A 24,711-nucleotide genomic window follows, 5' to 3' on the forward strand; every position below is an offset into this window, starting at 1 on the left:
AGGCTCAACGCGAGCACCTCCGACCTTCCCTGAGGGAGAATGTGCAAAGAAAACGTCGCCGGTCATAATCGCACGGCATTCAGCACCTCGGTAATGCGGCGGTCGCTAAGAGGCGCCAGCCTGGCGAGGAACTCCTTCTCTCCGCGTAAAAGCTCAACTTCTGTGTCAAGCCGCGCTGCGAGCGACTTACCTTCGCTTGTCAAGCCGACGCGTCTGCCGTTGACATTGGTTACTCGAGCAAGGCCGTGGACGATTATCAGGTTCACCGTAACGGGCAGATTTGGATCAAGTCGTTCGGTGACCGTATCGGCGATTCTTCGACCGTCCCACCAGGAAAATAACATCGCACGGCTTCGCTTAGACCTGATAGCCCAGCTAATCAGATGCAAGCTATCGACGGTTGCTGCCGCACGATTGAAGCGACTGAGCATGAGCACCAGAGTCGCGATGCGATACGAGATTCGCTGTTCCGCCGGCAGAGGGCGCGGTTGGCGGCGGAATCGGACCGGGGCGTCGAGCTCAAAGATATCGCCGCTACCAGCTAGATTGTCCAAGCTCGGAGCTGGCCAGGCCGGTTCTAAAGACGCGTCCCGCGCCATAATCCCGCCGATTCCTGGCTGCTTAGGCTGCATTAGTTGCCTCAGGCTCGTCGAAATCCAAGGGGCAACGCATAAGCCAATCCGCGATTTGGGCCTCTGAGATCGCACGAGCATGGGCGTCGCGGATCGACGGCAAGGCGCGTCTAACTCGCTCCTCTGCATCGCCCATAACCCTTAAGAGCATGCGTTCGGGCGGGTCATCAGAGAGAATGAACTCCCCATCCAGACGCTCTTCGAGGTCGTTGAGTAGTTGCTCGAGTTCGCCGTCAAGCTCTGGATAGTGGTCGCGAATGTAGTCCCTCTGCTCTCGGCCTCCGAGGAGGGAGGATAGGAGCCTCTTCACGTACCTGCCGCGGCGCTCGAGTCGGGCCAGCTTGGGAACCTTCGAAAGCTTTCTATGCATAACGCCGACTAGCGCCGCTTCAACCGTTGAGAAATCCGGGTCATGAAGTGGCGGAAGGTGCAATTGGGCGAGTCGCGAATTGACAACCGCATCGTAGCTAATTTGGTAGTGTTCTAGGGTTTGAACCATCACGAAGGCGTCCGGATCGGCGTAGCTCAACTGGGCCTGCCGCAACCGCGTTGTTTGATTTGTGCAGTGCACGTTTATATCTTTGCTATCCGAGACCGGAACTAAGAGGATCCAACGTCGGATCTTGATTGTACCCAGCATTGCTTTTAGCTTTGCTTGGTTATCGATAAACTTGCCGACATCCTCGGTCATTTTGTCTCGGTGCTTTTTGTACCGTTGCTGCACAGCCAACGGTTCCCTCGGGCTATAGCATTGATAGGCGAGGCCACAGTGCGTGTAAGCCTCAAGCCCAGCATCACCGTCGGAGGTGTCCGGTACTGGAACTAACTTCTCCTTGTGCTCACGGTGCAGAACCTGCATGCATAAACGCTGCCAGGCGCCGCCATCCATGCCCTGCAAGCCGGAGAGTGCACCGCTCATCGCATCAGGCTATCGGCCTAGGTCTCTCTACGGAAGGTCCCCGTCTCGCTACCCCCCGCTTTCGGCGTAGTCCGTCTGCGCGGCTGACGCCTGCCCATCCAGTTGGCTTTCGGTATCCCTCCGAGGTACGTGATGGCGAGCCGGAGTGGCTATGAGGCGTTCCTCTGCCGAGTGATCGTTGACGGCGAATGGCCCCGCCTTCGTTCTGTATGCTGTTGACCAGCTCCATCGCGAGCTCGCGAGTCAGGCCGGTTCCGCGGCTGCCGCTACTCAGACGTCAGCGACTGGACGTGCCACGTTGACGATCTAGCGAGCCAGTCTGCATGGGCTGGCCTCCGGCTGGTGGGTAGCGGTGCGAGATGGGTCACGCAGCCGATTGCGGGTCCAAGTAAGGGTACGAATCTCGTTGTCCCGGACTAGACGTCCCGCTGGAGACAGTGATCTTGTCCGGTTGCCTGCCATGCCCGTCGCGCTTGCCTGCGTGTCTCGCCTGTCGAGTCCCATCTGATGCTTGACGAATCCGTCCCCAGGAGATCCTTAACGAGTGGCCTAAATCTTTTCGCCGAGGCATCTAACGTCGGTGATCACGTCCGTCAGCCAGGTGCGACGTGCCCTGCCTCCATGGGAGGGCAACTGTGACGAAGTTCGAAGGCGCGTATCACGCGGACCGTGGGATCGGCGCTCTCGGGCGTACGTAGCCGATCGGTCAAAAGGAAATCGGGCAAGTTGAACCCGGCCGCGTGCTCGTGCTCGGACAGCACGAACGTTCCGCCGTGCCTCTCCGGCTGCCATCCGTGCCCCAGCGCCTGGCCGATGACGGCTCGTACGTCAGACGGCGTCGGATAGGCACCGTCGGTGGCGCATGCCCCCCCATGGCGCCGGCCAGGCAACCGACAGCAGATCCGCCTGGAGTGCCTGGCTCGTCTTCCCAGCTCCCCACACCCGCAGCCGAATGCACCGGTGGCAATCACCGCTACCCTGCACGTGCCGAATCTCCGCACGCCACACGAAGTTCCGTGCACCGATTCGCACCTGCCGCAGTCTCGTCCGCACGTGGATCACCTCGTGATCGATCTTCCCTGCTTCGTCGCGACCCGCGAAGGGTATTTGCCTGCGACACCTGCCGCCGATCGCCCGGCATGGACGCTAATGCCGCGATGCATGCGGCCATGCGACAGAGCGTGAGCGCGGCACCGCTTGCATCGAGAAGAGTCGTCAAGCATCAGGTGGGACGCTGGTGTCAGCATCAGGCGTGACACGACAACCTGCGTGCCTCGCCACACTGCCGATTCGTTCTCTTCTGGATCAAGGCGCCGCGCATGCGCGGCGCGGCGGCGCGCTCGCGGCACGCTGCTGGCGGCGCTAGGGCGCCGGCATCGCGACCGCGGCGCACCGCACCACCGAGTCCACGACGGTCCAGCTGGCCACGCAGCGCGACCAGGCGTCGTGACGATCGCCGGAGTCGTTCCGCGTTCGACGTAGTTCCGGCGATCGCTGCCGCGCCGCTGCGCGGCTTGCCACCGGTATCACCCGGCCGCGGCAATCGGCGGGAACGGCGAGGAGGACCGGGCGGTAGTCGTCGTAACCCACCGCCGCAGCCAGCCGAATTGTCGCGCTTGATCCGGCGGTCCGATCAGGTTCGCGACTTGCCACAGGTGGGACATAATCCTGGCCGCTGCCGGATCAATCGGGCACGCAGCCCGATGACGAGCGGTACTGCACCGGTCGCCAGGATGGTCACGACCACCGTCACGCCGGCGAGCATCGGCCATTCGTTCGGCTGGTTGCCGTAAGGTCCCGCCTGGCCGGTGACCTCGCTTACGACCCCGGCCAAGGGGTCGATTGCCAGCAACCCGATCGGGAGCAGCAGGAGTAGCACCGCCCACAGTCCGCGGTTGTCTCCGTGAAGTGCTCGGGAAAAACCCGCGAGAAGGAGGCTGCCGGCCAGCAGGACTATGGCGCCAACGGCTAGTACTTCCGAGTCGATTCCGCGGTAGTAGTGGCCCGCGCCGCCGATTCGAACGGTGAACAGGAGGGCCGCCGTTCCGGCGATGGCGGGCGCCATCCGGGATGTCCAGGTCGGTCGCGTGGGCCAACCGAGTGCCAGCATCCCAAGTGCCAACTGTGGCACCAGTACCAGCAGGGGTGGGCGATCATAGCCGGACAGCGCGGCTACGGGCTCCGCGGCCACGGTCGCCGCCAACGCGGCGAGGACGACCCATCGGGTGAGCCGCGCCGGCAGCGCGAGCGCGGCGAGGCCGGCGCCGAGCCACGCGATCCAAACGACCGCCCCGAGGGACCAGAACGGACTGACCTGCCTCGTGACCAACCACGACGGCGCCGGGGGCAGCTCGATGTAGGCCAGCCAGACCGCGGCCAGTACCACGGCAGCAGTCAGCGCGAAGGTGGCCGCTACCGACGCACCAGCAGCGAGGCCGGCCGCCCTGTTGGCGCGCAGGTGCTGCCGCATGCCGCCGCGAAGCACATCCGTGGCATCCGCGACGCTCGGCAGCCGCTGGTCAGAACCGGCCGCCTCCAGATAGGTGCCGACGATCTCGTCGCCCCGCTCGACCCGGTACGCCGCCGGGTAAGCCAACAACAGCCGCCGGTAGTGGCGCTCAAGCCGATCCTGTCGCCCGCTCACGCGAGGCCCCCGATCGGTCGCGCTGCCGACTTCCCCGCGCGGCCAGCGGTGGGGTGCGCGGCAGAACTGGCTTGCTGGTCGCGGGCACGCATCTGGCGGGTGGCCGCGTCGACATTCCGCCGCATCCGCTCGGTCTCGGCGTATAGGACCTCCGTTCCCTTGTCGGTGAGCTGGTAGTAACGCCGCAGTCGCCCCTCAACCACCTCTTCTCGCTCAACGGCCACCAGGCCGTCGTCGCCAAGCCGGTCCAGCGCGCCATAGAGCGTGCCTGGACGCAGCGTGATCCGACCGTCAGACAGATCGGCGACCTTGGCGACTACGGCATACCCGTGCAGCGGTTCAGGGGCCAGCGCCGTGAGGATCAGAAAGGTTGGCTCGCGTAGTGGTGTCGGCATGGCGAGCAATATAACGTCTACGAAGCTATACCGGCAACGAAGCCATCTAACTTTCGGGGCAGGCTGTGCGGCTACCTGCGCTTCCGGCGGCGGGGGGAGGACTGCGGCCCTGCCGCTTGGACCCGGCCTCAGGTGGTCAGGGCTACTCACTCTTGGATCCGGGCCGCTCTGAGATGCCCGCCCGCGCCACTGGTGGGTCAAGGCCAGGGCGTGCACCGAGGTTGGCAAGATCCGGAAGATATACGGAATGATCAAGGGCGAGGGGGCCGCATCGGCTGGTGTTGGCCCAGGTCGCGGTACCCGCACCCGACTGGACGCTAGCCCCTTCCTAAACCGTGTGTCGCAGGTTCGAATCCTGCCGGGGGCACCTCGAAGATCAGCCAAACGGCACCTGAGCAGCGGATATATTCAACGGTCGACCTGTCGCAATGCGCAGCCGTAGGTCGGCCTGAGCGGCCGTTTGTCGGTGTCCATGGAATATACGCAGATGGATCTTGGTCGAGTTTTCCCAGGTCATGCCGGCTGTTTGGCGCAAGATCCGGAATGGCGACCGGCGCCAGGTGACCGTTGGGGCAGCTTGGCACCCACGAGGCGCGGTCGCCAGTGGACGTTGCACGGCCGTAACGCCGGTGGTCGTTGGCGTGTCACTCCGACCTGTGGCGTCGGGAGCTGATCTCGTCCTTCGAGGGCACTATCGCGATGATCTAGCATCGCTCGGTGGAATTCACAGTGGAGTACCGGCTCAGTCCGGGTGAAGTGACCCGGGCGTTCAAGCGGGGCTTGCGGCGCCAGATAAGGCTGGTCCGCTGGGGAATGCCCTTGATCCTCCTGGCGGGGGCAGCGATCTGCGCATCAGTGCACGCCGTCGCGGCCAGCGTCGGGTTGGCCGCCGGAGCCGTCGCCGCCCCGATCGCCGCCGCGTGGGCATACCGACGCATGTTCAGCCGGATGGCCGCCCTGCTGTGCGCGCCAGCGACAGTACGGGTGACCAGCGATGGATACGAGGTCCGGACAGAGCTGTCCACCGTCATGGTGCGATGGGTGATGTTCGATCGGGTGGAGTCAACGCCCGAGTTCTGGCTGCTGTACCGCGGCCGACCGTTCGCGGCGTTCCTCCCGCGGGCCGCCTTCGACGTTTCGCAGCAGGCCGCGATCGACAGCATCATCGCTTCGCGCTCCATGGCCGAACGACCCAGGCAGGGCTTACCGTCCGAACAACTCACGCCGCGTCCCGCAACGCCGCCTCGATCCGCCGGTTGATGGTCGCCTCCTGGCCGTCGAGGCACTTCGTGTACACCTTGAGCAGCACGTCCACCGAATCGCTGGCACGTTCTGTCGCGTCGGTCACCTCCAGCAGGCGGGGCTCCGAGCTCTGGAATGGCAGGACAACGGGTACAGGTGGCCTACCCTGACAAGTCCCATGAGATGAAGGTGGCGCGGTGGTCGGCCGGCATCAGGCGAACGAGCATGCACGTATCCCGTTTGAATGGATCGCTCGGTCTCGGCTACGTGTCGTGCTCGTGTGCCTCCTCGGAGCCTGCGTGACCGTTGGAGGAATCCTCCAGGCGCACCGCAACGCAGTCGAGAACCACTTCCTAGTCGCCACCGGTTCACCTGTCCAGGCAGTGGCCGTCGGAGACAAGTTCGGAGACCACGTCCAGTACACCGCTGGGGGCCGAGAGCGGATCGTGCCGCTGGCAGGTTCATGGGGCGACTCTCCGCCGTACTCCCGAGGCGACAGCGTGACCATCTACGTGTCACCCACCGACCCTCAGCTCGTCGCCACACGAGACGGCCACCACACCTCCAGCGTTGGAACAAGCGTCCCGGTCCCGTTCGTCGTTGCCGGTTTCTTTATCGCTCTCACCGCTGCGCCGGGAATTGTCCGGTGGCACGCTCGTGTCATCCTGAGCCGCGACCCTCGGTATGACCAGACACGCAGAGAACCGGCTCCTCACTGCCGCCCCTAACGGCTACGACCGGCGTGTGGGCCCGATCGAACGGGCCACCCACGAGCCAGTAGCCCGTGCCGCGACCGGTCACGGACGGGCACCAATGGTTACCAACAGAGCCGCCGCGACCAGGCGCGTTCTGGATACGGTCCCGGAGATCAAGACTCCAAACTGAGGTTCACAGGGCCAAGTTAGGCGGCCCCTTGGTTATGCCATGTCGCCAGGTGTTGATTGAGATCGGTTATGGCGCGTTCGGCGGGTGTGGGACGGACCCGACTCAGCCCGTAGCCGCCCAGCGCGTTCAACTCAACGCGCTCCGGCTCAGCGCCGTTCGGCCGACGACGCTGCACGACCACGGTGGTACCCGCGCCAGAAGCGCTGCCGGTCATCTGTCCATCCGTGATCTGTGTGACCTCGTCCCACGGAATGACCGTGGTTCGCCATAGCCCGCGCATCACGATGCCGTTTCGACGCGCGAAGACCCCAAGGAACATGGCGCGGGCGGCGCCAACCCCAAGCCAGAGCGTCATCGGACCGAACACAATCATGCCCAACCACTCCCGGGACTGCACCGATTCCACGAACGACCCCGCGGCGATCAACGCCATCACGAGGAGAACCAGGAACGCAACCACGTTCCAGAACCATGACCGCCAGGACGAGCGCATGACACCACGTTCCCGTATATCAGGGCCGGGGCGCACCCAGGCCGGTGCGGTCAGAGGCTCAATCTTCGATGATTCCCAAGCTGACAGTCACCCGTTTCTAGCGCTCGGAGCCTCCCGGCAAACCGGCACCGGTCTCGGGTCGCGCGTCTTGGGCGTCAGTAGTTAGGCGAAGTCCGGGCTGCTGCGTAACGAACCCATTGGTATATGTGCGCTGGCTGAGTTGGTGGCCAGCCACGCGGCGCGGTGCGCGCAGATGGTGGACGGTGAACCAGGCGACGGCTGAGGCAAGCACTGCAAAGACGCCACCGAAGATCGCCGATGGCACCCAGCCCCGGGTGTCAGTAGTGGCGAATGCTACGCGGTCATTGTTGAGCATGGCCGCGGGGATCGAGCGACCGACGTGAAGCCCGATGACGTTGTTGGCTAGTCCCACGTTAGGCCGGGCCGGGCCACCGTTGTTCGGGGTGAAGTTGCCGTACCAGTTGATCCTGCCTTTCGAGCCCGCGGGATAAGTCGCAGTCCAGGTACCGAGCGTGCCCCGACCGTGCGCGCCCGCCCAAGTGCCGTAAGCATCGTCGAGGAAGAGGGCGGCTACACCCGCACTAAGCAGGAACGCCAGCGCCAGAAACACTATGTCTCGGGCCGCCTCCCGGCGCGATACCCAACCCATGGCCTGCACGCCCTGCATAGCAGAAGGTTACTCGTTGCGTGCCAGGGCCAGCCCCGACACCGTGTCCTCACGAACAGGCCAATTCTGCGTCAGGTATTTCCAGTGACCACCGCCGGGCAGGATGCGTGTAACTGATGCGTTCATGACCACAGGTTCGGTCGCATGACCAGCGTCAACTGCATCATGTGCACCGCGGCTATGTCGTTGCGCCAAGGGCGGGGCGGGCTCGATCACTACCAGGTACGCGGGTGGATGGCCTGGCTCGCTCCTCACGTGATCGCTACGGACCGACCGCGACCCCGTAACATCGGCCCGTGGCTGACGAGACGGGCATAGGCGACGGTGACAACGGCTTGCCCGGCTCGGCGACCGGCGCCGGGTTCGCTGACACATTCCGGGTCGAGTTCACGCCGACCAGCCGCGACAAGAGGTTCGGGACGTTCCAGCTCTACGTGCGTGGGATCCCGTTAGGGGACGGCAGCACGACCGCCCCGTACCCGCACTACCGGGACTTCTGCCACCTATGCGCGCTGGCCGAACGGCCCGGCCCGCAACACCGGAGGCGGTCGCACCTCGGCGACACCTTCGATCACCTGGACATGTACATAGAGATGACCGAGCTTGACGTGGTCTTCACTCTCACAACCCGCGCAGTGTGGGGTGCGCCGCCACCGTGGGCGCCACCGGTAGGCACATGGCTCCGACCGAGCGTCCCTCGGTCCGAATTCATCAGCACCTGGAACCGAGCAGCGAAGCAACTCCGATCCCTTCTGGCACTGCCGTAGCCGGGGCTCCGCCCCGAAACCCCCACTCTGTTCGGAAATCAGCGCGGGACGGTCACCCGGCGGGCGCATCTCGGCAGGACTCCGAGACGGCTGCCCGGCCGAGGAGATTCCGTCCACCGCCCCGACTGTGGGGCACGCCCCACAACTGATGAAAGCTGCCAGGCAAGCACGAATTCGCCCCGCGCTTGCGCCATGACCGGCCCTTCCTGCGTACGGTCCCGGAAATCATCACCCTTCCAAACTGAGGCTTCGCCACTGAATTCCGCTGCGTGCGGAGGCCCACGGTGCCCTCACGGTCTGGCGGTTCGATGGGCGATCGCCCGTGCACAGTCAGCGGCCCGCTTGTCATGTTGGTCCGCGTGCCGGCGGCGACGGTGGTTCGGCTGGGTGGCGCCGGGCACGGGCTGCGTCGGCGATGGCGATCCCGGCCAGTACCGCAGTGACGGCGGTGGAGGCCAGCATTGGTGGCAGGACGAGCGTTACCGGGGTCAGGGTAGCCAGCGCGAGCAGTCCGATCGGTCGATCCCGGGACACCCGGGCGAACACCGTGTGTTCGAAGCCGGCGCGTCCGATCAGGAACAGCGCGGGCCCGCCGAGGATGACAGCGCTCCAGGCCGGTGCCGTTTGCCCGAAGGGGTGGGTGATGACGAGTTCGTCGGCGACCGCGGTGACGACGATGCCAGCGATCATTGCGATGTGCGTGTACCCCACTGTGCGGGCGAGGCGGGCCGGTTCGGGTACCGCGGCTAAGGCTGCGGAAAGAACCTCGCCGGAACGGTAGATGTAGATCCGCCACAGCAGCGCGGTGGTGGCGATCGACACCAGGAGCGCCGCGATCCGGTCGAGCGCGAGGCCCCGGCGGCTGAGCGCCAGTCCGGACACCAGGATCAACTCGCCGAGCGCGATGATGAAGAGCTGTCGGTAGCGCTCGGCCAAGTGCTGGGATCCACCCGGCGGCTCCCACGCTGGCACACGGCGTGCCCCTGGCCTCGGGAAGCCGAGCCAGTAGGACGTGAAGTCGATGATGACCGCGAGTGCCCAGAGTGCCTCACGCCCGATACCGCGCGCGAGCGCCCCCGCGATCCATGGCACCGCGGACGCACCCCACCACAACAGCGCCCACGTGAAAATGCGCTGCAACTGGTGGCCACGTAGAGCAAACACGAGGAAGACGTTGCGGCCGAGCTGGATCGCGACGTATAGGCCCGCGAAAACCAGGCCGTACTTGCCGAATGCCGCCGGTAATACGGCGGCCAGGACGACGCTGCCGAAGAGGGTCACGATGACCAGCAGCTGTATTGCGGACCGCTGCGAGTCGAACCTGTCGGTGATCCAGGTTGTGCTGCCCCAGATCCAGCAAAGAGCCAGCAGCAATATCAGCGTCTGGAGGGCGCCGCTCCAGTGCAGACGCTGGAGCAGCCCGTGCGACAGCTGGAAGAGGGCGAAGACAAACGCCAGGTCGAAGAACAGCTCCAGGAATGCCGCCCGCTGCTGATCCTCGGGTCCGTGTAGCAGCCCGGGTGCTCTACTCGTCGTCATCGACTCGCTCGTTCTGCCGGTTTCACGCCTTCCGACCAAGTCGTACCACGCCATCCAGGCAGTGCGGCACGAACCGCCGCCGTCATGAGTAGAGCCTCCGGCAGGTAGGGCCACTGGCACTACGACCCGGATCCCGCCTCCGGCGGCCAGGGATGCTCGCCCAAGAGGTCGTCAGTTCAGAGGCAGCTCACCATCCGTTACAGGAAGTCCTTCCAGAAGTCGACCGTAGCCAGCGGCTGCCAGCGCTCGTCCATCCGATCAGTGCCTGGACCGCCGAACTCCTGATGGACGTAATCGATGAGGTCCATGCCGTAGTAGATGATGTCGGTCTGCCACACCGATAACACCGGATGGCCGAATGTTCCACGCCCGCCTGGAAGGAATCGGTGCCCGTAAATCGGGACAAGCTTCGGCACCCTGGCTAACCGGCTACGTGCTGTTTCTAGGGCCTCAACGAGGCTTTTCGGGCGGTCGCCCCAGCTACCGTGCCAGTACGCGTTGTGTTCAACGTCGAAGAGAATGCCCTCGACTGGCCAATCGAGGCGCTGTCGTATCAAATCCGGGTTGCCGTCTCGCCACTCCGGCCACGGCCGCTCCCAGGCGTGAAACACTCCCTCCTCTTTCTCGAAGGGGGTGTTGGTTGGTACCCCGGTCGCCAGGAACGATCGGTGATCGTCGGCGAACTCGATGTCGTACTCCCGCTCAAGGCGGTCAAACTCGGCATCCGTCAAACCGGGAGCCAACCTGCAGCACCCGAGCTGCGCCAGGCGCTGTGCCGCTTCCTCTCCGAGTCCGGCTCCCTTGCTGCTGATCATGCTGAGACCGTAGTGCCGACGCAGCACGTTCGCATCTCATATCGCGTTCCGTCAGGCCCAAGATTATGGAAAGCGAACGGCGCCCAAAGCCCCGTGACTAGACGATCCAGTCGCACCAACCTCGTACCGGTATGGCCGCCGCGCATGCGGTACGGACCGGGGATGTCGCCAAGGCCGTCGCCAGTAACGCTCAAATGACCCCAGTCGGCCGCGACGTACATACCATGGAACCGACCTCCCGACCCAAGTCGGCGGGCCTTACCGCGTCGTGCCCTTCCCTTGTAATCGGAAGATAGGGATTGCGCGAATGACGTCGTCGCGGTGGACAGCCCCGGCTTCACAGGGTGTAGGTCGACGGTGAACAGGATGACGGTAATCTCTGTACTCTGCGAGGGTGCTTGACTTGCTCGATCCGAACCCACCGGCACTGGAATCGTTTCTAAGGAACTGGTACGGACCACCCGATCGACCGGCACGTGCGTCGGCAGTCGACGGCAGGCAGCTGCCGAGTCCTTTACGGACCTGGTTCGCCACCATCTCAGGGTGGAGTGGGCTCGACCTCAGTCAGAACCAAGTCCTGGACGCTGTCAGCAGAGTCGAAGACGGCAAGTCGCTGGTGTGGATGGAGAATCAGGGCGTCTGGGAATGGGGCGTCGACCCGAACGTTGACGACCCCGATGTGTACGACCGGGAGAACGAACCGGGCCAGGCGTGGCAACGAACCGGTGTACGACTGTCGACCTTCCTGATCCATGTCGCTGTCTTCGAAGCCATCTGGAGCGCCAAGCACGGCGCCAGCGCTCCCGGCTTGAGCCGACATCGATGCCAAGACATCCTCGCGCCGCTCAAGCCCATACCCCACGCTGCTTGGCGATGGCCGACCTCAGGTACCCACTTGCTGGCCGGAGACGGCATATTGGCCATAGCCGGACCGGCAGAGCACCACGAATCCCGAGTGGAGGCATCGGACTGGGAAGTGTTCCTCGCAGCGCGCGACCACTCAGCGATGGAATACCTGGCCGACCTGTCGGACATCGAGTGGGAATGGCGGTGTACGTCCGAGCACTCTGGATAAGAGGAGCATGCCGAGCACTGATAGCGCGCCACGTGCTGGTCAGGCGAAGTGGTGGAGCCCTCGGGTGAGTAGGTGCGAGGGTTCCGGTGAAGAGCAGGCGTGGCGCATCCAGCGTTTTCGTCCGCACCGCGTTCCATCGGCGCATCTAGGCCTATCACGATCTGGCCAACATGAGCCTGCAACTGTTCGCCATCGTGTGGCACGCACCGGTCAGCCAATGGCAGGATCAGCAGCTGAAACCTACATACCCGAACCAGCAGATGCAGGAGCGGCCAACCGATGACCGGCGCCGAGCTACCGCTGGAAGGCGGCAATATGAGCAGCGCCGTCGTTCGCGTCGGCGACACCGTGCGCCGTCCGGCCGGTGCCTGGACACCCGCCGTCCATGCCCTGCTCGATCACCTTCATGCTGTCGGCTTTCACGGCGCACCACGCCCGCTCGGCCTCGATGACCAGGGGCGCGAGGTCCTCACCTTCATCCCCGTGCGATCGGCGCCGATCCGGCCACGATCCGGCGACTGTTCTCTGCCGGTGCGGCGAACCCGACGCTCGGCACGCTGGCCGAAGTAGCGGCGGCGTTGGGACTGCGGATCTCCGTCGAGCCCCTGCCGGAGGCGGAGCGCGTCGCCGTCACAATGCCGCTGCGCACGGGGCGCGCGAGCAAAACCACTGCGGCTCGAACCAGCAAGATGCGCGGGCGTTCGGGTAAGGCCGCCGCGGCATAGCGCGGAGGCGCCGCTACTCCAGGCCGCGCTTGCCGGGGGTCCAGAACGGCTTCGTGTACACCGACTTGCGCGCCCAGCCCCGGTCGTTCACCAGCACATTGCGTACCGCCTGGATCGTGCGCGCCTCGCCGGCGAGATACGCCGAACCCGGTACGTCCGGAAGCTTCGCCTCGGCGACCGCCGCGAGCAGCGCCGACGGATCCTCCGGAGGCGTACCGGGGGAGCGGAGCAGCCAGGTCACGTCCCGGGTGAGCGGAAGCCGGTCCGCTTCCGTGCCGGTTTCGACGATGGTGTGCACCGGTACGTCGTCGGGCAGCGCCCGGATCATCGGGCCGAACGCCGCCGAAGCGGTCTCGTCGCCGACGAACACGTGGCAGTCGGCCGGGCGGATCACGAAGTCGCCCTTGGGCTTGGTGATGCGCACCTGCTGCCCGGCGTCGGCCTGCGCGGCCCAGATCGAGCCGGGGCCGTCACCGTGCACCAGGCAGTACCCGTCGAGCCAGTCGTCCTCGTGATCCCAGACGCTGTAGGTGCGGAGCGTGGGAGCGAACGCGGTGTCCGGTCCGCAGTCGATCCGCACCTGCTGGCCCGGCGTCCAGTCGACACCGGCGAGCTTGGGAGCGGACAGCCGCACCTTCCGGAAGCGCCCGGCCGGCGCCACGCTGACGACGGTCGCGCGGATGAAGAGCGCGTCGAGGATCGGGTTGCGCACGGTCTTGCCTCCCGTCCGGTACGGATCGACCCGCTCGGGCCACGCGCCGATTATCGGGTACCGGATCGAACCCGGCGCCCCGTCACGGCGGGTACGCCGCCGACACCTTCTTCGGCACGCACATGCGCCACGCGTCGACGACCAACTCCTCCAGCTCTGTCACGTCGAGGGCGGCAAACCAGACCTGCACCCAGTTGAACCGCTCGTCGGACGGGGCCGGCATGAAGAACTTCTCCGGCTCGGACGCGACCAGTCCGGCGCGCTCCTCCTTGGGAAACGCGAAGCCCATCGAGGTCTCGTCGCGCGCGATCGCGACGTAGACGATCGGACCGATCCGGAACTTGATCCGGTCGCGGATCAGCTTCTCCTCGGTGCGCGGCAGCGACCGCGCGATCCGTCGCACGTCTTCGACTCCGACCATCCCGCCCTCCTTCTCACCCGGCCGCATGCTCGTGCCTGCCCATGCCGGCAGCGGGCAGCCGGCAGCCGGCACGGTACCGGCCGGGTACGACATCGAGCCGGCACCAGGCAGGCCGCCAGCACCGGGCAAGCCGCCGGCAACGGACCAACCAGCCGGTACCCGATATCGACCCGCACGTCCCGAACGGCGCCCGCCACGGGCGTGTATCACGGTGCCGGCAGGGAAAGGGGTGAAGGAGCGGGGAAGCGGGGGACTGGTCATGGGTGTCATCGACGCGGCGAAGAGCGCCAACGAGACGATCGCGAACGGGTACGACGCGCGGCGTGCCAGGATGCCACAACCCAGGCTGGCGATCGTCACCTGTACCGATCCGCGGCTGACCGAACTGCTGTCCATGCTGGGCCTCGCGACGGACGACGCCGACCTGCTCCGCAATGCCGGCGGGGTCATCGACGAGGACACGGTACGGTCGCTCGCGGTCTCCACCCACGTACTCGGCATCAAGGAAATCATGGTCGTCGGGCACACCAACTGCACCCTGCAGACGTTCGCCGACAGCGACCTGGCCGCCCGGCTGCCGGAGGGTGCCCGGGGGGAGGGTGGCCAGCCGGCCCGGTTCTCCGCGTTCACCGACCTGGACGCGAACGTCCGGGAACAGGTCGACCGGGCCCGGTCTCACCCGTGGATCCCCGACGATGTCGAGGTCCGCGGCTTCGTCTTCGACGTGACCACGGCCCGGCTGCGCGAGGTGGCGCCGGTGCGCCAGGCCGTGCCGGCCTGACCGCCGGCGCCCGCCCAATGCCGCAACAGACGTAACAGAGAGGCGCCGACCCACTGCCGAAACAGAGGGGCGCCGGCGACCGCAAAAGAGAGGCCGCAACAGAGAAAGGCGGACGAGAGGCCGACCGGCTCAGGTACCGATCGTGATTTTGCCGGCGTGCGTGTGCGCGCTGATCGTCCGAGCGGCGGTCGGATCCTGCGGTACCGATATGGAGATGTGGCCCGCGTCGGTCGAGGTGTCCACCACGTAGCTCCCGTCCTTCGGCACCCGGACCTCGATCGCGCCCGCGTCGTCGGTGGCCGTCACCCTGGACGGCGCCGCCGCGTATCGCAGGCTGATGTGGCCCGCGTTGCCACGCACGGTCGCGTGCGCGCTGGACAGCCCGGTGCCCTCGATGGCGCCGGCGTGGCTGCTGACGTTCAGGTCGCCGGACAGGTTGGTCAGCCGGACCAGGCCGGTGGCGTTGGTGATGTTCACCGAGGTGGCGGCAGGTACCAGGATCCGGTAGTCGACCGCGCAGACGTGCACGTGCCCGCCGCAGCCACCGTTGGTCAGGCGCAGCGTGCCGCCGTCCGTGGTGTGGCTGGTCCGCGGCTCGCCGTCGCTGTACCGCACGGTCTCGGTCACCTTCACCCGGTCGCCACCCGCCATCACCTCGATCTTGCCGGCCGGGTCCTGCACGTTCAGGTTCCTGATGCTGTCACCGATCTCGTACGAACTCTTCGTGGCCGACGTGACCGAGCAGCCGGCCACCGCCACTCCACTCGCGATCAGCACCCCGGCTGTCGTCACGAGCGCAAGCACACCCCGTCGCATCTGCGTCCCTTCTCCGCCTGATGTAGTGAGCGTGCCGGCTACCTGGGGCGAACGGATCGGGGACCGACCCCGGTAGACCCCTGGGACGCCGACCCCGAGCCGGATCAGGGTCGGACCACGGAAGCCCATCAATCCGAATAAGACCGCGAACACCCCAGACCGCAGCCGATCCGGACTTTCCCGATCCGTCCGGGTGCCCGAAGGCGTCCGACGCCGACCGGGACGCCGTCCGCGAAGGCGCCGACGCCGACCGGGACGCCGCTGGCGAGGTCTCCCGGCCGCGGCCGGGACGCCGTTCCGGACCGGAATCTCGACGGTCGGAAACGCCCAGGTAACGGTGCGTAGGTTCAGGAGACATCAGGGGAATTTTGTGAAGAAGATTCGGCCGAACGTACATGGCGTTATGGCCGAACACTCCGCAGCATGGGTACCCGTGGCAGGCCGTCATCGCAATACTCACCGTCTCATCCTCATCAGGACACTGGTCGGGCTCGTGGTACTCGTCGCCGCCGTGGGGGTCGGCTGGGGCGGGTACAAGTTCGCGAACCGGCAGTCGTGCAGCTCGCACACCACCCTGCGGGTCGACGCCGCCCCGGAGATCGCGCCGGTCATCGAGTCGACCGCGCACGCCTGGAGCGACAAGCAGAGCGGCGCCTGCGTCACCGTCGCGTTGACCGCCGCCGACCCGGCCGACGTGGCCGCCGCGATCGCTCACCAGGGTGGCGCGACCGTCGCCGGGATCGGGCAGCCGAACGGCAAGACCCAGGTACCGGACGTGTGGATCCCCGACTCGTCGTTCTGGCTGGAGCGCATCCGCATGGTCAACGCCAACATCGTGCCGGCGGTCGCCCAGTCGGTCGGGCAGAGCCCGGTCGTGCTGGCCGTGCCGCAGCCGCTGGCGAAGCAGGTGCTGGGCTGGCCTAACGCGAAGGTGACCTGGGCCGGCCTACTGCAGAAGATGACCAGCGGCACAGGGCTCAAGGCGGGCATCGTCGATCCCCAGCGGGACGCCGCCGGGCTGTCCGGCCTGCTCGCGCTCAGCGCCGCGGCCGCGTCGTCGGGCGGCGTCCAGGCCCAGCAGGCCACCGTGGCCGCGCTTCGAGGGCTGGCGAACAACCGCTCGACGGTACGCGCGGATCTGGTCGGCCGGTTCCCGCGGGCGGCGGACGCCACCACACTGGCCGGCGGCCTGGCCGCCGCGCCGCTGTCGGAGCAGGCGGTGATCGCGTACAACGCGGCGCAGCCGCCGGTACCGCTGGCGGCGGTGTACCTGAATCCGGCACCGCCCGCGTTGGACTACCCGTACGCGGTGCTGCCCAGCGCCACGAACCAGGCGGTGAGCGCGGCCAACGACCTGCTCGGCCAGTTGACCGGCGCCCCGTACCGCACCGCGCTCGCCCAGCACGGCCTGCGAACGGCGGACGGAACGACCGCGGCGGGGTTCGCCAACCAGCCGGGCGCGCCGACGTCCGCGACGCCGGCCGGGAGCGCCGACCCCGCGGTGATCAGCCAGCTCCTCAACACCTGGAGCGCGGTCACCCAGGCCGGCCGGATCCTCGCGGTACTCGACGTGTCCGGCTCGATGAAGACGCAGGTACCGACGGCCGGCAACAAGAGCCGGGAAGAGGTGACCGTACAGGCGGCGGCTGGCGGCCTGAGCCTGTTCGGCGACGACTGGTCGGTCGGCCTGTGGGAGTTCTCCACCAAGCTGAACGGCAGCATCCCGTACAAGCAGCTGGTGCCGATCGGGCCGGTGTCGAGCCAGCGGGCCGCGCTGGCCGCCGGGCTGAACGGGATTCGGCCGACGAACGGCGACACCGGCCTGTACGACACCGTGCTCGCCGCGTACAAGCAGGTGCAGGCGAACTGGGATCCGGCGAAGGTCAACTCGATCGTTCTGATGACCGACGGGCAGAACGACAACCCCGGCGGGCTCACCCTGGATCAGCTGATCCAGCAGCTCAAGAAGACCGTGGACCCGCAGCGCAAGGTGGAGGTCATCGCGATCGGCATCGGTGAGGCGAGCCAGGCCGAACTGCAGCAGATCACGAACGTGACCTCCGGTCAGGTGTTCTTCGCGAGCGACCCGTCGAAGATCAACCAGATCTTCCTCCAGGCGATCGCGCTGCGGCCCGGCTCGGGCGGCTGACCGAAGCGGGCGCCCACCTTCGCCACGTGGGCGCCCGCGAAAAGCTCCACGTGGGCGCCCGCGAAAAGCTCCACGTGGGCGCCCGCGAAAAGCTCCACGTGGGCGCCCGCCGGAAGCGCGTGGCGGCTAAGGGAGCCGAGGCTCAGGCGAGCCGGATCGACTGGGTCGGCGCCTCGGCCATCACCGAACCGGTCGACGGGGCTCCGGTCACCGGCCCGGACGCCCGGTCGGCGCGGCCCAGCTCGACGCCCTCGTACAGCTCGACGGTGTCCCACTCGGTGAGCGGAGCGACCTCGCCCCGGTTCAGCGGCGCCCGTCGGGGCGCGTCCGCCGGCCCGGTACGCAGCAGCACCGTGCTGCCGTTCGTGCTGGTGTCGATGACCTGCAGGGTGTGCCCGCGCAGTTCGAACCGCAGGTGACTGCGGCTGACCCAGCGCAGGCCGCGGTCGTCCAGTGCCAGGCCGAGCCCGACCCCGTTGTGCTCCTCAGGTGCCCGACCGACCGGTACCGGCTCCGCCTCGGTCACCTGGAACCGGTGCCAGACCATGCCGTCCACCCGGGCGGCCAGGGTCACCGCCCGGGGACGCGGGCCGATGTCGGTCAGCGGCGCCCCGTGCCGGGGACAGTGCGGCCTGCCGTTCAACAACTGGGGCGGCGGGGGACCGGCGGGCTCGGCGTCCTCGTCCGGCGGCGGCCCGAACGGGTCGGAGTTGCGCTGCCCGGGCGGTCCGAAGCTGGCGCAGCCCGGCTCCGGGCAGCGCCACTGCCGGCCCAGCACCGCCGCGGGCGCCGCCGGCCCCGGTCCGATCATCTGCGGGATCAGCACCACGCCGTTGGGCGTCGGAGCCGGCGCGTACGACAGGCCGGGGAAGCCGGTGCTGTTGCGGCTGATCAGCGGGAGCCCGGTCAGCGCGGCGATCTCGCGGGCGCGCAGCGCGGCGGTCGGACCGCCGTTGCGGACCACCTCCACCTTGCCATCGTCGGACCAGCGCCGGATGACCATCCGCTCGTTCGCCGTCAGGTCGGTGTCGGAGAGCAGCGCGCGGTCCGCCACCGCGTAGATGGCGACACGCGGATCCGCCATGTGCTTGCTGAGGGCGTCGATGACCAGACCGAGGCGTAGGAGGTGTGCCGGACGCCCACCGTCCAGGTCGGCGCGGCGTACGACCTCGCCGAGGTCGGTCACGCCACCGGCAGCGGTCGGATCGGTACTGATCCGCCGCTCGATCGCGTCGAGCACGTGACTGATACCAAAACGCACGATTTGCTCCCCTGGCCAGTTGATCCTGGGCCCTATCATGCCGCCCGACGGATCGATGTCCAGGGGCCGGGTCACATCAGATCGCCTCACACCATATCCACAGTGGACGATCGGCGCAGGAACGGCGACTGGTCTGGGTCGTCGCGCGGCGCCAGACGCGCCGAGCCAGACTGGTCGGAGTGGATCGGTTCGATCCGGGCCGTGTCGGGCCGGTCACACAGCGCGCCGCGAATCCGGATCGCTGCTGGGCCGGGCGCCGGCGCCGGTAGGGTCGACGGATGCCGACAGTGCGCGATCAGGCAGAAGAGGTGCTCCGGGCGCTCGCCGGGGATCAGGCGCGGTTGCGCGACGACCAGTGGACCGCCATCGAGGCGCTGGTCGTGGGCCACCGGAGGGTGCTCTGCGTCCAGCGCACCGGCTGGGGCAAATCGGCCGTGTACTTCATCGCCACCGCTCTGCTGCGCCGCCAGCACGCCGGTCCGACGGTCATCATCTCCCCGTTGCTCGCGTTGATGCGCAACCAGGTCGAGGCCGCCTCTCGCGCCGGAATCCGGGCGTACACCATCAACTCGGCCAATCTCCAGGAGTGGGAGGAGATCACCGCGGCGGTCCACGACGGTACCGTCGATGTGCTGCTCATCAGCCCGGAACGGCTCAACAATCCGGACTTCCGCGACTCGGTACTCCCGAAGTTGGCCGGCACCACCGGACTGCTCGTGGTCGACGAGGCACACTGCGTATCCGACTGGGGTCACGACTTCCGCCCGGACTACCGGCGCCTGCGCACCTTCCTCGCCGAACTCGCGCCGGACACCCCGGTACTCGCGACCACCGCCACGGCCAACGCGCGGGTCGTCACCGACGTCGCCGAACAGCTGAGCCGACCAGTCTGGCTCGGCGCGTCTGGCGCCGCGCAGGGACCCAGACCAGTCGCCAGCGCGACCGGTGGCGAGACGCTGGTGCTGCGCGGCAGCCTGGACCGCGAGTCACTCCGGCTGGCCGTGCTCGACCTGCCCAGCCCCGCGCACCGGCTGGGCTGGCTCGGCGACCACCTGGCCGAACTGCCCGGCTCCGGGATCATCTACACGCTCACCGTCGCGGCTGCCCGGGAGACCGCCGAGTTCCTGCGCTCCCGGGGATTCGAGGTCGCCGACTACACCGGGCAGAGCGAGGACGCCGACCGCCGCGCCGCCGAGGCCGACCTGCTCGGCAACCGGGTCAAGGCACTGGTCGCCACGTCCGCGCTGGGCATGGGATTCGACAAGCCCGACCTCGGCTTCGTCGTGCACCTGGGCGCGCCACCCTCACCGATCGCGTACTACCAGCAGGTCGGCCGGGCCGGGCGCGCGGTGCACCACGCCGAGGTCCTGTTGCTGCCCGGCGCCGAGGACACCGCGATCTGGCGGTACTTCGCCTCGCTCGCGTTCCCGCCCGAGGACCAGGTGCGCACGACGCTCGCCGCCCTGACACACGAGCGCGCGCAGTCCACCGCGCTGCTCGAGACAAAGGTGGAGCTGCGGCGGGCGCGGTTGGAGCTGATGCTGAAGGTACTGGACGTGGACGGCGCGGTACGGCGGGTCAAGGGCGGCTGGGTGGCCACCGGCGAACCGTGGAGCTACGACGCCGAACGCCTCGCCCGGGTCGCCGCCGCCCGCCGGGATGAGCAGCAGGCCATGCTCGACTACGTCGCCACCACCGAGTGCCGGATGGATTACCTGCGCCGGTGCCTGGACGACCCCGACTCTGTCCCCTGTGGACGGTGCGACAACTGTGCGGGCGCGCGATACCAACCGGCGGTGTCCGAGGACGCGGTACGCGCGGCGACGGCGTTCCTCGGTCGAGCTGGGGTGGAGATCCCGCCCCGCAAGCTGTGGCCGACCGGGTTGCCGGCGATCGGGGTACCGCTGTCCGGCAAGGTACCGGCCGGGGAACAGGCCGAGGCCGGCCGTGCCGTCGGGCGGCTGTCGGACCTCGGGTGGGGCACCCGGCTGCGGGCCGCGTTGGATTCCGGTGGACAGGTGCCGGGCGACCTGGTGGACGCCGCGGTCGCCATCCTCCGGGACTGGTCCGCGTCCTGGACCGCGCGGCCGGTCGCACTGGTCGCGATCGACTCGGCCACCCGTCCGGCGCTGGTTCGCAGCCTCGCCGAGCGGATCGCCGCAATCGGCCGGCTGCCGTTGCTCGGCACGGTCAGCTCGGCGCCCGGCGGCTCCGCCGGGGTGAACAGCGCGGCCCGGGTACGCGACGTGCACGCCCGCCTCGCCCTACCCGCGCCGGTCGAGGCACAACTGTCTACCCTCGACGGTCCCGTGCTGCTCATCGACGACCTGGTGGATTCCGGCTGGACGATGGCGATGGCCGCCCGGCTGCTGCGCCGTGCCGGCGCGCCCGCGGTGCTGCCGCTGGCACTGGCCACCACCACCTGAACCCGAAACCGTCCGACCGGCACCGTCATGTGGTTCGATCGGACCATGGCGGACAACCGGGGCCGCGCCGACACCTCCGAGCTTGCCGAGCTGGTCGTCGTCCGGCACGGGCAGAGCGCCGCCAATGTCGCGTTCGCCGCGGCCGAAGCCGCCGGCCGGTCCTGGGCCGGCCTCAAGGGGCCCGACTCGGAGGTTCCGCTGACCGACCTCGGGCGGCAGCAGGCGATCGCGCTGGGGCACTGGCTGGGCGCCCTGCCCGCCGACCGGTTTCCGGAGGTGGCGTTCTGCTCGCCGTACCTGCGGGCCCGGCACACCTTCGAGTTGGCAGCCGCGGCGGCCGAGCGGGACAACCCGCGGGCCCGCGTGCGACGGTCGCTTGTGGACCACCGGCTGCGCGACCGGGTCATGGGTGAGCTGCAGATGCTGACGAGCAGGCAGATCGCCGAGCGCTTCCCGGTCGAGGCGGAGCGGCGGCGCACCACCGACGAGTATGTCTACCGGCCGCCCGGCGGCGAATCGTTCGGCGACGTCGCGGAACGGCTCGCCGACTGGCTCGCCGACACCCGGCGGGAACACGGCGGCCGGCGGGTCCTGGTCGTCGCGCACGACGCGATCGTGCTGATGCTGCGCCGGCTGGTGGAAGGGTTGTCCTGGAACGACGTGCGCACCGTCGCCACCGGCGGTCTGGTCGCCAACACCTCGGTGACCCGATGGACCACTGTGGACGGTGTGCTCACCCTCGCCGAATACAACGCGACCGGGCACCTCCCCTCCGCCGAGGGACGTTAGACGACCCGGGCCGCGATGGCGACGGACGTTAGACGACCCGGGCCGCGATGGCCGCCGCGGCCTCGATGACCGCCCGGCCGACCTCGTCCGGCGACTCCGGCGCGGTGAGCATGACGACGCCGGTGCTGTAGTTTGCGTACTGCGGATGGGGTAGCGGCGCCGCGATGCCGATGGCACCCTTCTCCAACTCGCCCTCGCTGAGCGCCCAGCCCCGAGCGCGGGCAGCCGCCACACTGGGCAACTCGACCTCCTCGACCGGTCGCGCCGACAGGATCGCGGTCCCGGACGCGCCCCGACCCAGCGGCCGCCTGGTGCCCGCGCGGTACGACACGTGGTACGGCGCCGTGGTCGGCTCGACGACGATGAGCGCCACGGCCTCGTCGCCGTCGGCCATCGTGAGGTGCGCGGTGGCGCCGATCCGCTCGGCCAGTACCCGCAGGATCGGCAGGGCCGCCGCGCGTACCTGCGGCTGGACGAACCGGGCCAGTTCCAGCAGCCGGCCGCCGAGACGGTACTGGCCGAACTGATCGCGTACCACGTAGTCCCGCCGGGCCAGCGTCTTGAGCAGGCGCGTCACGATGGTGCGGTGCGTCCCGGTGGCCGCCGCGAGTTCGGTCACGCTGATCCCGTCCGGCCGTTGCCCGATCAGCTCCATCAGGACAAGCCCGCGATCCAGGCTCTGCGATGTCGACCGGTCGGCGCCCGCGCCGCGCACACCCTCCGCCGCAGTCTGAGGGTCGCTTTGTCCGCCAGCGACGGGTCGGGATGCCACTGCACTACTCCCACTCTGAGGTCGATTGAGCTGTTGCATTGGTGCCCGAGACGCTGTCGGAGCGATGGTTTCCGCCTGCGTCGTACCGGATATTGTTCCACTCGTGTCTTTAGACGTCCCGCTCAATGTCGATGGAAGCGAATCGCGGATGGTCAGCTGGGTTCCTGGCGCGGACGCGTCGCTCTTCCCGGTCGAGAATCTGCCCTACGGTGTGTTCCGGACCGCCGGTGACGGTGCCAACGGCCCCGCCGATGGCTCCGCTGGCCCCGGCGGCGGTGCCGTCGGCGACGCACGCGACGGCAGCCCGCGAATCGGCGCCGCGATCGGTGACTTCGTTGTCGACCTGGGCGCGCTCGCGGCCGGGCAACGGCATCCGGCCGAGCCGCTGCTGTCCGCCGCGACTCTGAACGACCTGTTGGCGGCCGGTCCGGCCAGGTGGCGGGAGGTGCGCGGCTGGCTCGCCGGGCTGCTCACCGATCCGGCCGCGGAAAACGCCGTCCGGCCGCACCTGGTGGCTCGCGACACGGTGGAGATGCTGCTGCCGTTCGACGTCGCCGACTACGTCGACTTCTACTCGTCCGAACACCACGCCACGAACGTCGGCCGGCTGTTCCGCCCGAACTCCGACCCGCTGCCGGTGAACTGGAAGCACCTGCCGATCGGGTACCACGGCCGATCCGGTACCGTCGCCGTCTCCCGCCACCCGGTGGTTCGACCGCAGGGGCAGCGCAAGGACCCGTCGTCAGACACACCCACGTTCGGGCCGTCCCAGCGCCTGGACGTCGAGGTGGAGGTCGGGTTCGTCGTCGGCGTCCCGTCCGAGCGGAGCCGCCCGGTCGGCGTCGCCGACTTCGCCGATCACGTGTTCGGGGTGTGTCTGGTCAACGACTGGTCGGCGCGTGACCTGCAGTCCTGGGAGTATGTCCCGCTCGGCCCGTTCCTCGGCAAGTCGTTCCTGACCTCGGTGTCGCCCTGGATCGTGCCGCTGGACGCGCTGCGGCACGCCCGGGTCGACCCGCCGCCGCGCGAGCCCGAACCGCTGCCGTACCTGCGGGACGCGCCCGGTGATCCGTGGGGTTTGGACATCGAACTCGAACTCGCGATCAACGGTACGGTCGTGTCCCGCCCGCCGTTCCGCTCCATGTACTGGACGCCGGCCCAGCAGTTGGCGCACCTGACCTGTAACGGAGCCTCGCTGCGTACCGGCGACCTGTTCGCGTCCGGCACGGTCAGCGGCCCCGAACCCGGTCAGCGTGGCTCACTGCTTGAGCTGTCCTGGGGCGGCGCCGACCCGGTATGGCTGGCCGACGGCACGTCACGGACCTTCCTGGCCGACGGCGACGAGGCGACGATCCGGGCCTGGGCCCCCGGCCCCGGCGGCATCAGGCTCGGCCTGGGCGAGGTACGCGGCCGGGTCGAGCCGGCCCGCGGGCACTGAGACCAGGAACGCCCGCCGAACTGTGGGACCGGCGCCCCCGGGCGTGCGAGGCTGTGGACATGGATGACAAGCAGATCCTTCACCAGATCAGTGCGCTGGTCGACGAGGAGCACCAGTTGCGCGGCCGGGTCCAGCACGGGCAGCTGAGCGCCGACGACGAGCGCGCCCGGTTGCGTGAGGTGGAAGAGTCCCTGGACCAGTGCTGGGACCTGTTGCGGCAGCGCCGGGCGGCCCGGGAGACCGGCGGCGACCCGGAGCAGTCGCACGCCCGGCCGACCGGCGAGGTGGAGGGCTACTTGCAGTAGCCGAGTACGGCCGCCAGCGACG

23 protein-coding genes and 1 pseudogene are annotated in these 24,711 nt (G+C 68.0%); 10 read left to right on the top strand and 14 right to left on the bottom strand.

Features of this window, described 5'->3' with window-relative positions; genetic code table 11:
* Positions 1–62: 62 nt before the first annotated feature.
* The 4 genes from Raf01_RS03320 to Raf01_RS03335 form a co-directional block, all read right to left on the bottom strand.
* Positions 63–431 (bottom strand): hypothetical protein, encoded by a 369-nt coding sequence (locus Raf01_RS03320; RefSeq protein ID WP_203916205.1) that lies wholly within the window; start codon positions 429–431, stop codon positions 63–65.
* 190 nt (positions 432–621) lie between these two features.
* A complete protein-coding gene (locus Raf01_RS03325) occupies positions 622–1,551 on the bottom strand; it encodes a hypothetical protein (RefSeq protein WP_203916206.1) in 930 nt (309 codons plus the stop codon).
* 1,633 nt (positions 1,552–3,184) lie between these two features.
* Positions 3,185–4,195, bottom strand: a complete 1,011-nt coding sequence (locus Raf01_RS03330) for a hypothetical protein (RefSeq protein ID WP_203916207.1) — start codon at positions 4,193–4,195, stop codon at positions 3,185–3,187.
* Positions 4,192–4,590 (bottom strand): PadR family transcriptional regulator, encoded by a 399-nt coding sequence (locus Raf01_RS03335; RefSeq protein WP_203916208.1) that lies wholly within the window; start codon positions 4,588–4,590, stop codon positions 4,192–4,194. Before Raf01_RS03335 ends, Raf01_RS03330 begins: the two co-directional genes overlap by 4 nt.
* 1,044 nt (positions 4,591–5,634) lie before the next feature.
* On the opposite strand from Raf01_RS03335, the gene Raf01_RS50840 reads away from it, so the two are divergent.
* On the top strand, positions 5,635–5,850 hold the full coding sequence (locus Raf01_RS50840) for a YcxB family protein (RefSeq protein ID WP_373319455.1): 216 nt from the start codon (positions 5,635–5,637) through the stop codon (positions 5,848–5,850).
* On the opposite strand, the gene Raf01_RS50490 is transcribed toward Raf01_RS50840, so the two are convergent.
* From Raf01_RS50490 to Raf01_RS03350, 3 genes are all read right to left on the bottom strand, one after another.
* On the bottom strand, positions 5,810–5,938 hold the full coding sequence (locus tag Raf01_RS50490; RefSeq protein ID WP_275412951.1) for a hypothetical protein: 129 nt from the start codon (positions 5,936–5,938) through the stop codon (positions 5,810–5,812). The genes Raf01_RS50840 and Raf01_RS50490 overlap by 41 nt on opposite strands.
* Positions 5,939–6,733: 795 nt before the next feature.
* Positions 6,734–7,177, bottom strand: coding sequence for a hypothetical protein (locus Raf01_RS03345; protein ID WP_203916210.1), 444 nt, complete (start codon positions 7,175–7,177; stop codon positions 6,734–6,736).
* A 130-nt stretch (positions 7,178–7,307) separates the two neighbouring features.
* On the bottom strand, positions 7,308–7,898 hold the full coding sequence (locus Raf01_RS03350) for a hypothetical protein (RefSeq protein WP_203916211.1): 591 nt from the start codon (positions 7,896–7,898) through the stop codon (positions 7,308–7,310).
* Positions 7,899–8,194: 296 nt separating this feature from the next.
* Between Raf01_RS03350 and Raf01_RS03355 the strand changes: the two genes are divergently transcribed.
* Positions 8,195–8,665, top strand: a complete 471-nt coding sequence (locus Raf01_RS03355) for a hypothetical protein (protein ID WP_203916212.1) — start codon at positions 8,195–8,197, stop codon at positions 8,663–8,665.
* A gap of 345 nt (positions 8,666–9,010) precedes the next feature.
* Here the strand turns inward: Raf01_RS03355 and Raf01_RS03360 are convergent, their stop codons facing one another.
* Complete coding sequence (locus Raf01_RS03360; protein ID WP_203916213.1) at positions 9,011–10,204, bottom strand: low temperature requirement protein A; 1,194 nt, start codon at positions 10,202–10,204, stop codon at positions 9,011–9,013.
* Positions 10,205–10,401: 197 nt separating this feature from the next.
* Positions 10,402–11,019: a hypothetical protein gene (locus tag Raf01_RS03365; RefSeq protein ID WP_203916214.1), complete on the bottom strand. Its 618-nt coding sequence runs from the start codon at positions 11,017–11,019 to the stop codon at positions 10,402–10,404.
* Positions 11,020–11,413: 394 nt separating this feature from the next.
* Here Raf01_RS03365 and Raf01_RS03370 point away from each other — a divergent pair, with 394 nt between their 5' ends.
* Both Raf01_RS03370 and Raf01_RS03375 read left to right on the top strand, forming a co-directional pair.
* Positions 11,414–12,094 (top strand): hypothetical protein, encoded by a 681-nt coding sequence (locus Raf01_RS03370; RefSeq protein WP_203916215.1) that lies wholly within the window; start codon positions 11,414–11,416, stop codon positions 12,092–12,094.
* 279 nt (positions 12,095–12,373) lie between these two features.
* Positions 12,374–12,574: pseudogene (locus tag Raf01_RS03375) on the top strand (aminoglycoside phosphotransferase family protein); the annotation flags it as partial.
* Positions 12,575–12,832: 258 nt separating this feature from the next.
* Here Raf01_RS03375 and Raf01_RS03380 read toward each other — a convergent pair.
* Both Raf01_RS03380 and Raf01_RS03385 read right to left on the bottom strand, forming a co-directional pair.
* A complete protein-coding gene (locus Raf01_RS03380) occupies positions 12,833–13,531 on the bottom strand; it encodes a siderophore-interacting protein (protein WP_203916216.1) in 699 nt (232 codons plus the stop codon).
* 82 nt (positions 13,532–13,613) lie between these two features.
* Complete coding sequence (locus tag Raf01_RS03385) at positions 13,614–13,952, bottom strand: MmcQ/YjbR family DNA-binding protein (protein ID WP_203916217.1); 339 nt, start codon at positions 13,950–13,952, stop codon at positions 13,614–13,616.
* A gap of 229 nt (positions 13,953–14,181) precedes the next feature.
* On the opposite strand from Raf01_RS03385, the gene Raf01_RS03390 reads away from it, so the two are divergent.
* Complete coding sequence (locus Raf01_RS03390) at positions 14,182–14,733, top strand: beta-class carbonic anhydrase (RefSeq protein ID WP_203916218.1); 552 nt, start codon at positions 14,182–14,184, stop codon at positions 14,731–14,733.
* Between the two features lie 129 nt (positions 14,734–14,862).
* Here Raf01_RS03390 and Raf01_RS03395 read toward each other — a convergent pair whose 3' ends face one another.
* Complete coding sequence (locus Raf01_RS03395; protein WP_203916219.1) at positions 14,863–15,525, bottom strand: DUF4097 family beta strand repeat-containing protein; 663 nt, start codon at positions 15,523–15,525, stop codon at positions 14,863–14,865.
* A gap of 457 nt (positions 15,526–15,982) precedes the next feature.
* Between Raf01_RS03395 and Raf01_RS03400 the strand changes: the two genes are divergently transcribed.
* Positions 15,983–17,698: a VWA domain-containing protein gene (locus Raf01_RS03400; protein WP_239133333.1), complete on the top strand. Its 1,716-nt coding sequence runs from the start codon at positions 15,983–15,985 to the stop codon at positions 17,696–17,698.
* Positions 17,699–17,840: 142 nt separating this feature from the next.
* Here Raf01_RS03400 and Raf01_RS03405 read toward each other — a convergent pair whose 3' ends face one another.
* Positions 17,841–18,959 carry an FHA domain-containing protein gene (locus tag Raf01_RS03405; protein ID WP_203916221.1) on the bottom strand — a complete coding sequence of 373 codons (1,119 nt, stop codon included), beginning with the start codon at positions 18,957–18,959 and terminating at the stop codon, positions 17,841–17,843.
* A gap of 278 nt (positions 18,960–19,237) precedes the next feature.
* Here Raf01_RS03405 and Raf01_RS03410 point away from each other — a divergent pair, with 278 nt between their 5' ends.
* Both Raf01_RS03410 and Raf01_RS03415 read left to right on the top strand, forming a co-directional pair.
* The gene (locus Raf01_RS03410; RefSeq protein ID WP_203916222.1) at positions 19,238–21,385 is read left to right on the top strand and encodes a RecQ family ATP-dependent DNA helicase; all 2,148 of its coding nucleotides are present in this window, start codon (positions 19,238–19,240) and stop codon (positions 21,383–21,385) included.
* 45 nt (positions 21,386–21,430) lie between these two features.
* Positions 21,431–22,174, top strand: a complete 744-nt coding sequence (locus Raf01_RS03415; protein ID WP_203916223.1) for a histidine phosphatase family protein — start codon at positions 21,431–21,433, stop codon at positions 22,172–22,174.
* 28 nt (positions 22,175–22,202) lie between these two features.
* Here the strand turns inward: Raf01_RS03415 and Raf01_RS03420 are convergent, their stop codons facing one another.
* Positions 22,203–22,889 carry an IclR family transcriptional regulator gene (locus Raf01_RS03420; protein ID WP_239133334.1) on the bottom strand — a complete coding sequence of 229 codons (687 nt, stop codon included), beginning with the start codon at positions 22,887–22,889 and terminating at the stop codon, positions 22,203–22,205.
* Positions 22,890–23,094: 205 nt separating this feature from the next.
* Between Raf01_RS03420 and fahA the strand changes: the two genes are divergently transcribed.
* Together fahA and Raf01_RS03430 are read left to right on the top strand one after the other, a co-directional pair.
* Complete coding sequence (gene fahA / locus Raf01_RS03425; protein WP_203916229.1) at positions 23,095–24,384, top strand: fumarylacetoacetase; 1,290 nt, start codon at positions 23,095–23,097, stop codon at positions 24,382–24,384.
* 59 nt (positions 24,385–24,443) lie between these two features.
* Positions 24,444–24,689: a DUF2630 family protein gene (locus Raf01_RS03430; protein ID WP_203916225.1), complete on the top strand. Its 246-nt coding sequence runs from the start codon at positions 24,444–24,446 to the stop codon at positions 24,687–24,689.
* The last annotated feature ends 22 nt before the right edge of the window (positions 24,690–24,711 follow it).

This window comes from Rugosimonospora africana (assembly GCF_016862975.1).
Classification (GTDB): Bacteria; Actinomycetota; Actinomycetes; order Mycobacteriales; family Micromonosporaceae; genus Rugosimonospora; species Rugosimonospora africana.

Bases quoted from the DNA above. Each gene is read 5' to 3' on its own strand.
- Raf01_RS03415 (WP_203916223.1), top strand. From the start codon at position 21,431: ATGGCGGACAACCGGGGCCGCGCCGACACCTCCGAGCTTGCCGAGCTG.
- fahA (WP_203916229.1), top strand. From the start codon at position 23,095: ATGGTCAGCTGGGTTCCTGGCGCGGACGCGTCGCTCTTCCCGGTCGAG.
- Raf01_RS03365 (WP_203916214.1), bottom strand. From the start codon at position 11,019: ATGATCAGCAGCAAGGGAGCCGGACTCGGAGAGGAAGCGGCACAGCGC.
- Raf01_RS03430 (WP_203916225.1), top strand. From the start codon at position 24,444: ATGGATGACAAGCAGATCCTTCACCAGATCAGTGCGCTGGTCGACGAG.
- Raf01_RS03360 (WP_203916213.1), bottom strand. From the start codon at position 10,204: ATGACGACGAGTAGAGCACCCGGGCTGCTACACGGACCCGAGGATCAG.
- Raf01_RS50840 (WP_373319455.1), top strand. From the start codon at position 5,635: ATGTTCGATCGGGTGGAGTCAACGCCCGAGTTCTGGCTGCTGTACCGC.
- Raf01_RS03325 (WP_203916206.1), bottom strand. From the start codon at position 1,551: ATGAGCGGTGCACTCTCCGGCTTGCAGGGCATGGATGGCGGCGCCTGG.
- Raf01_RS03385 (WP_203916217.1), bottom strand. From the start codon at position 13,952: ATGGTCGGAGTCGAAGACGTGCGACGGATCGCGCGGTCGCTGCCGCGC.
- Raf01_RS03320 (WP_203916205.1), bottom strand. From the start codon at position 431: ATGCTCAGTCGCTTCAATCGTGCGGCAGCAACCGTCGATAGCTTGCAT.
- Raf01_RS03350 (WP_203916211.1), bottom strand. From the start codon at position 7,898: ATGCAGGGCGTGCAGGCCATGGGTTGGGTATCGCGCCGGGAGGCGGCC.
- Raf01_RS03410 (WP_203916222.1), top strand. From the start codon at position 19,238: ATGCCGACAGTGCGCGATCAGGCAGAAGAGGTGCTCCGGGCGCTCGCC.
- Raf01_RS03335 (WP_203916208.1), bottom strand. From the start codon at position 4,590: ATGCCGACACCACTACGCGAGCCAACCTTTCTGATCCTCACGGCGCTG.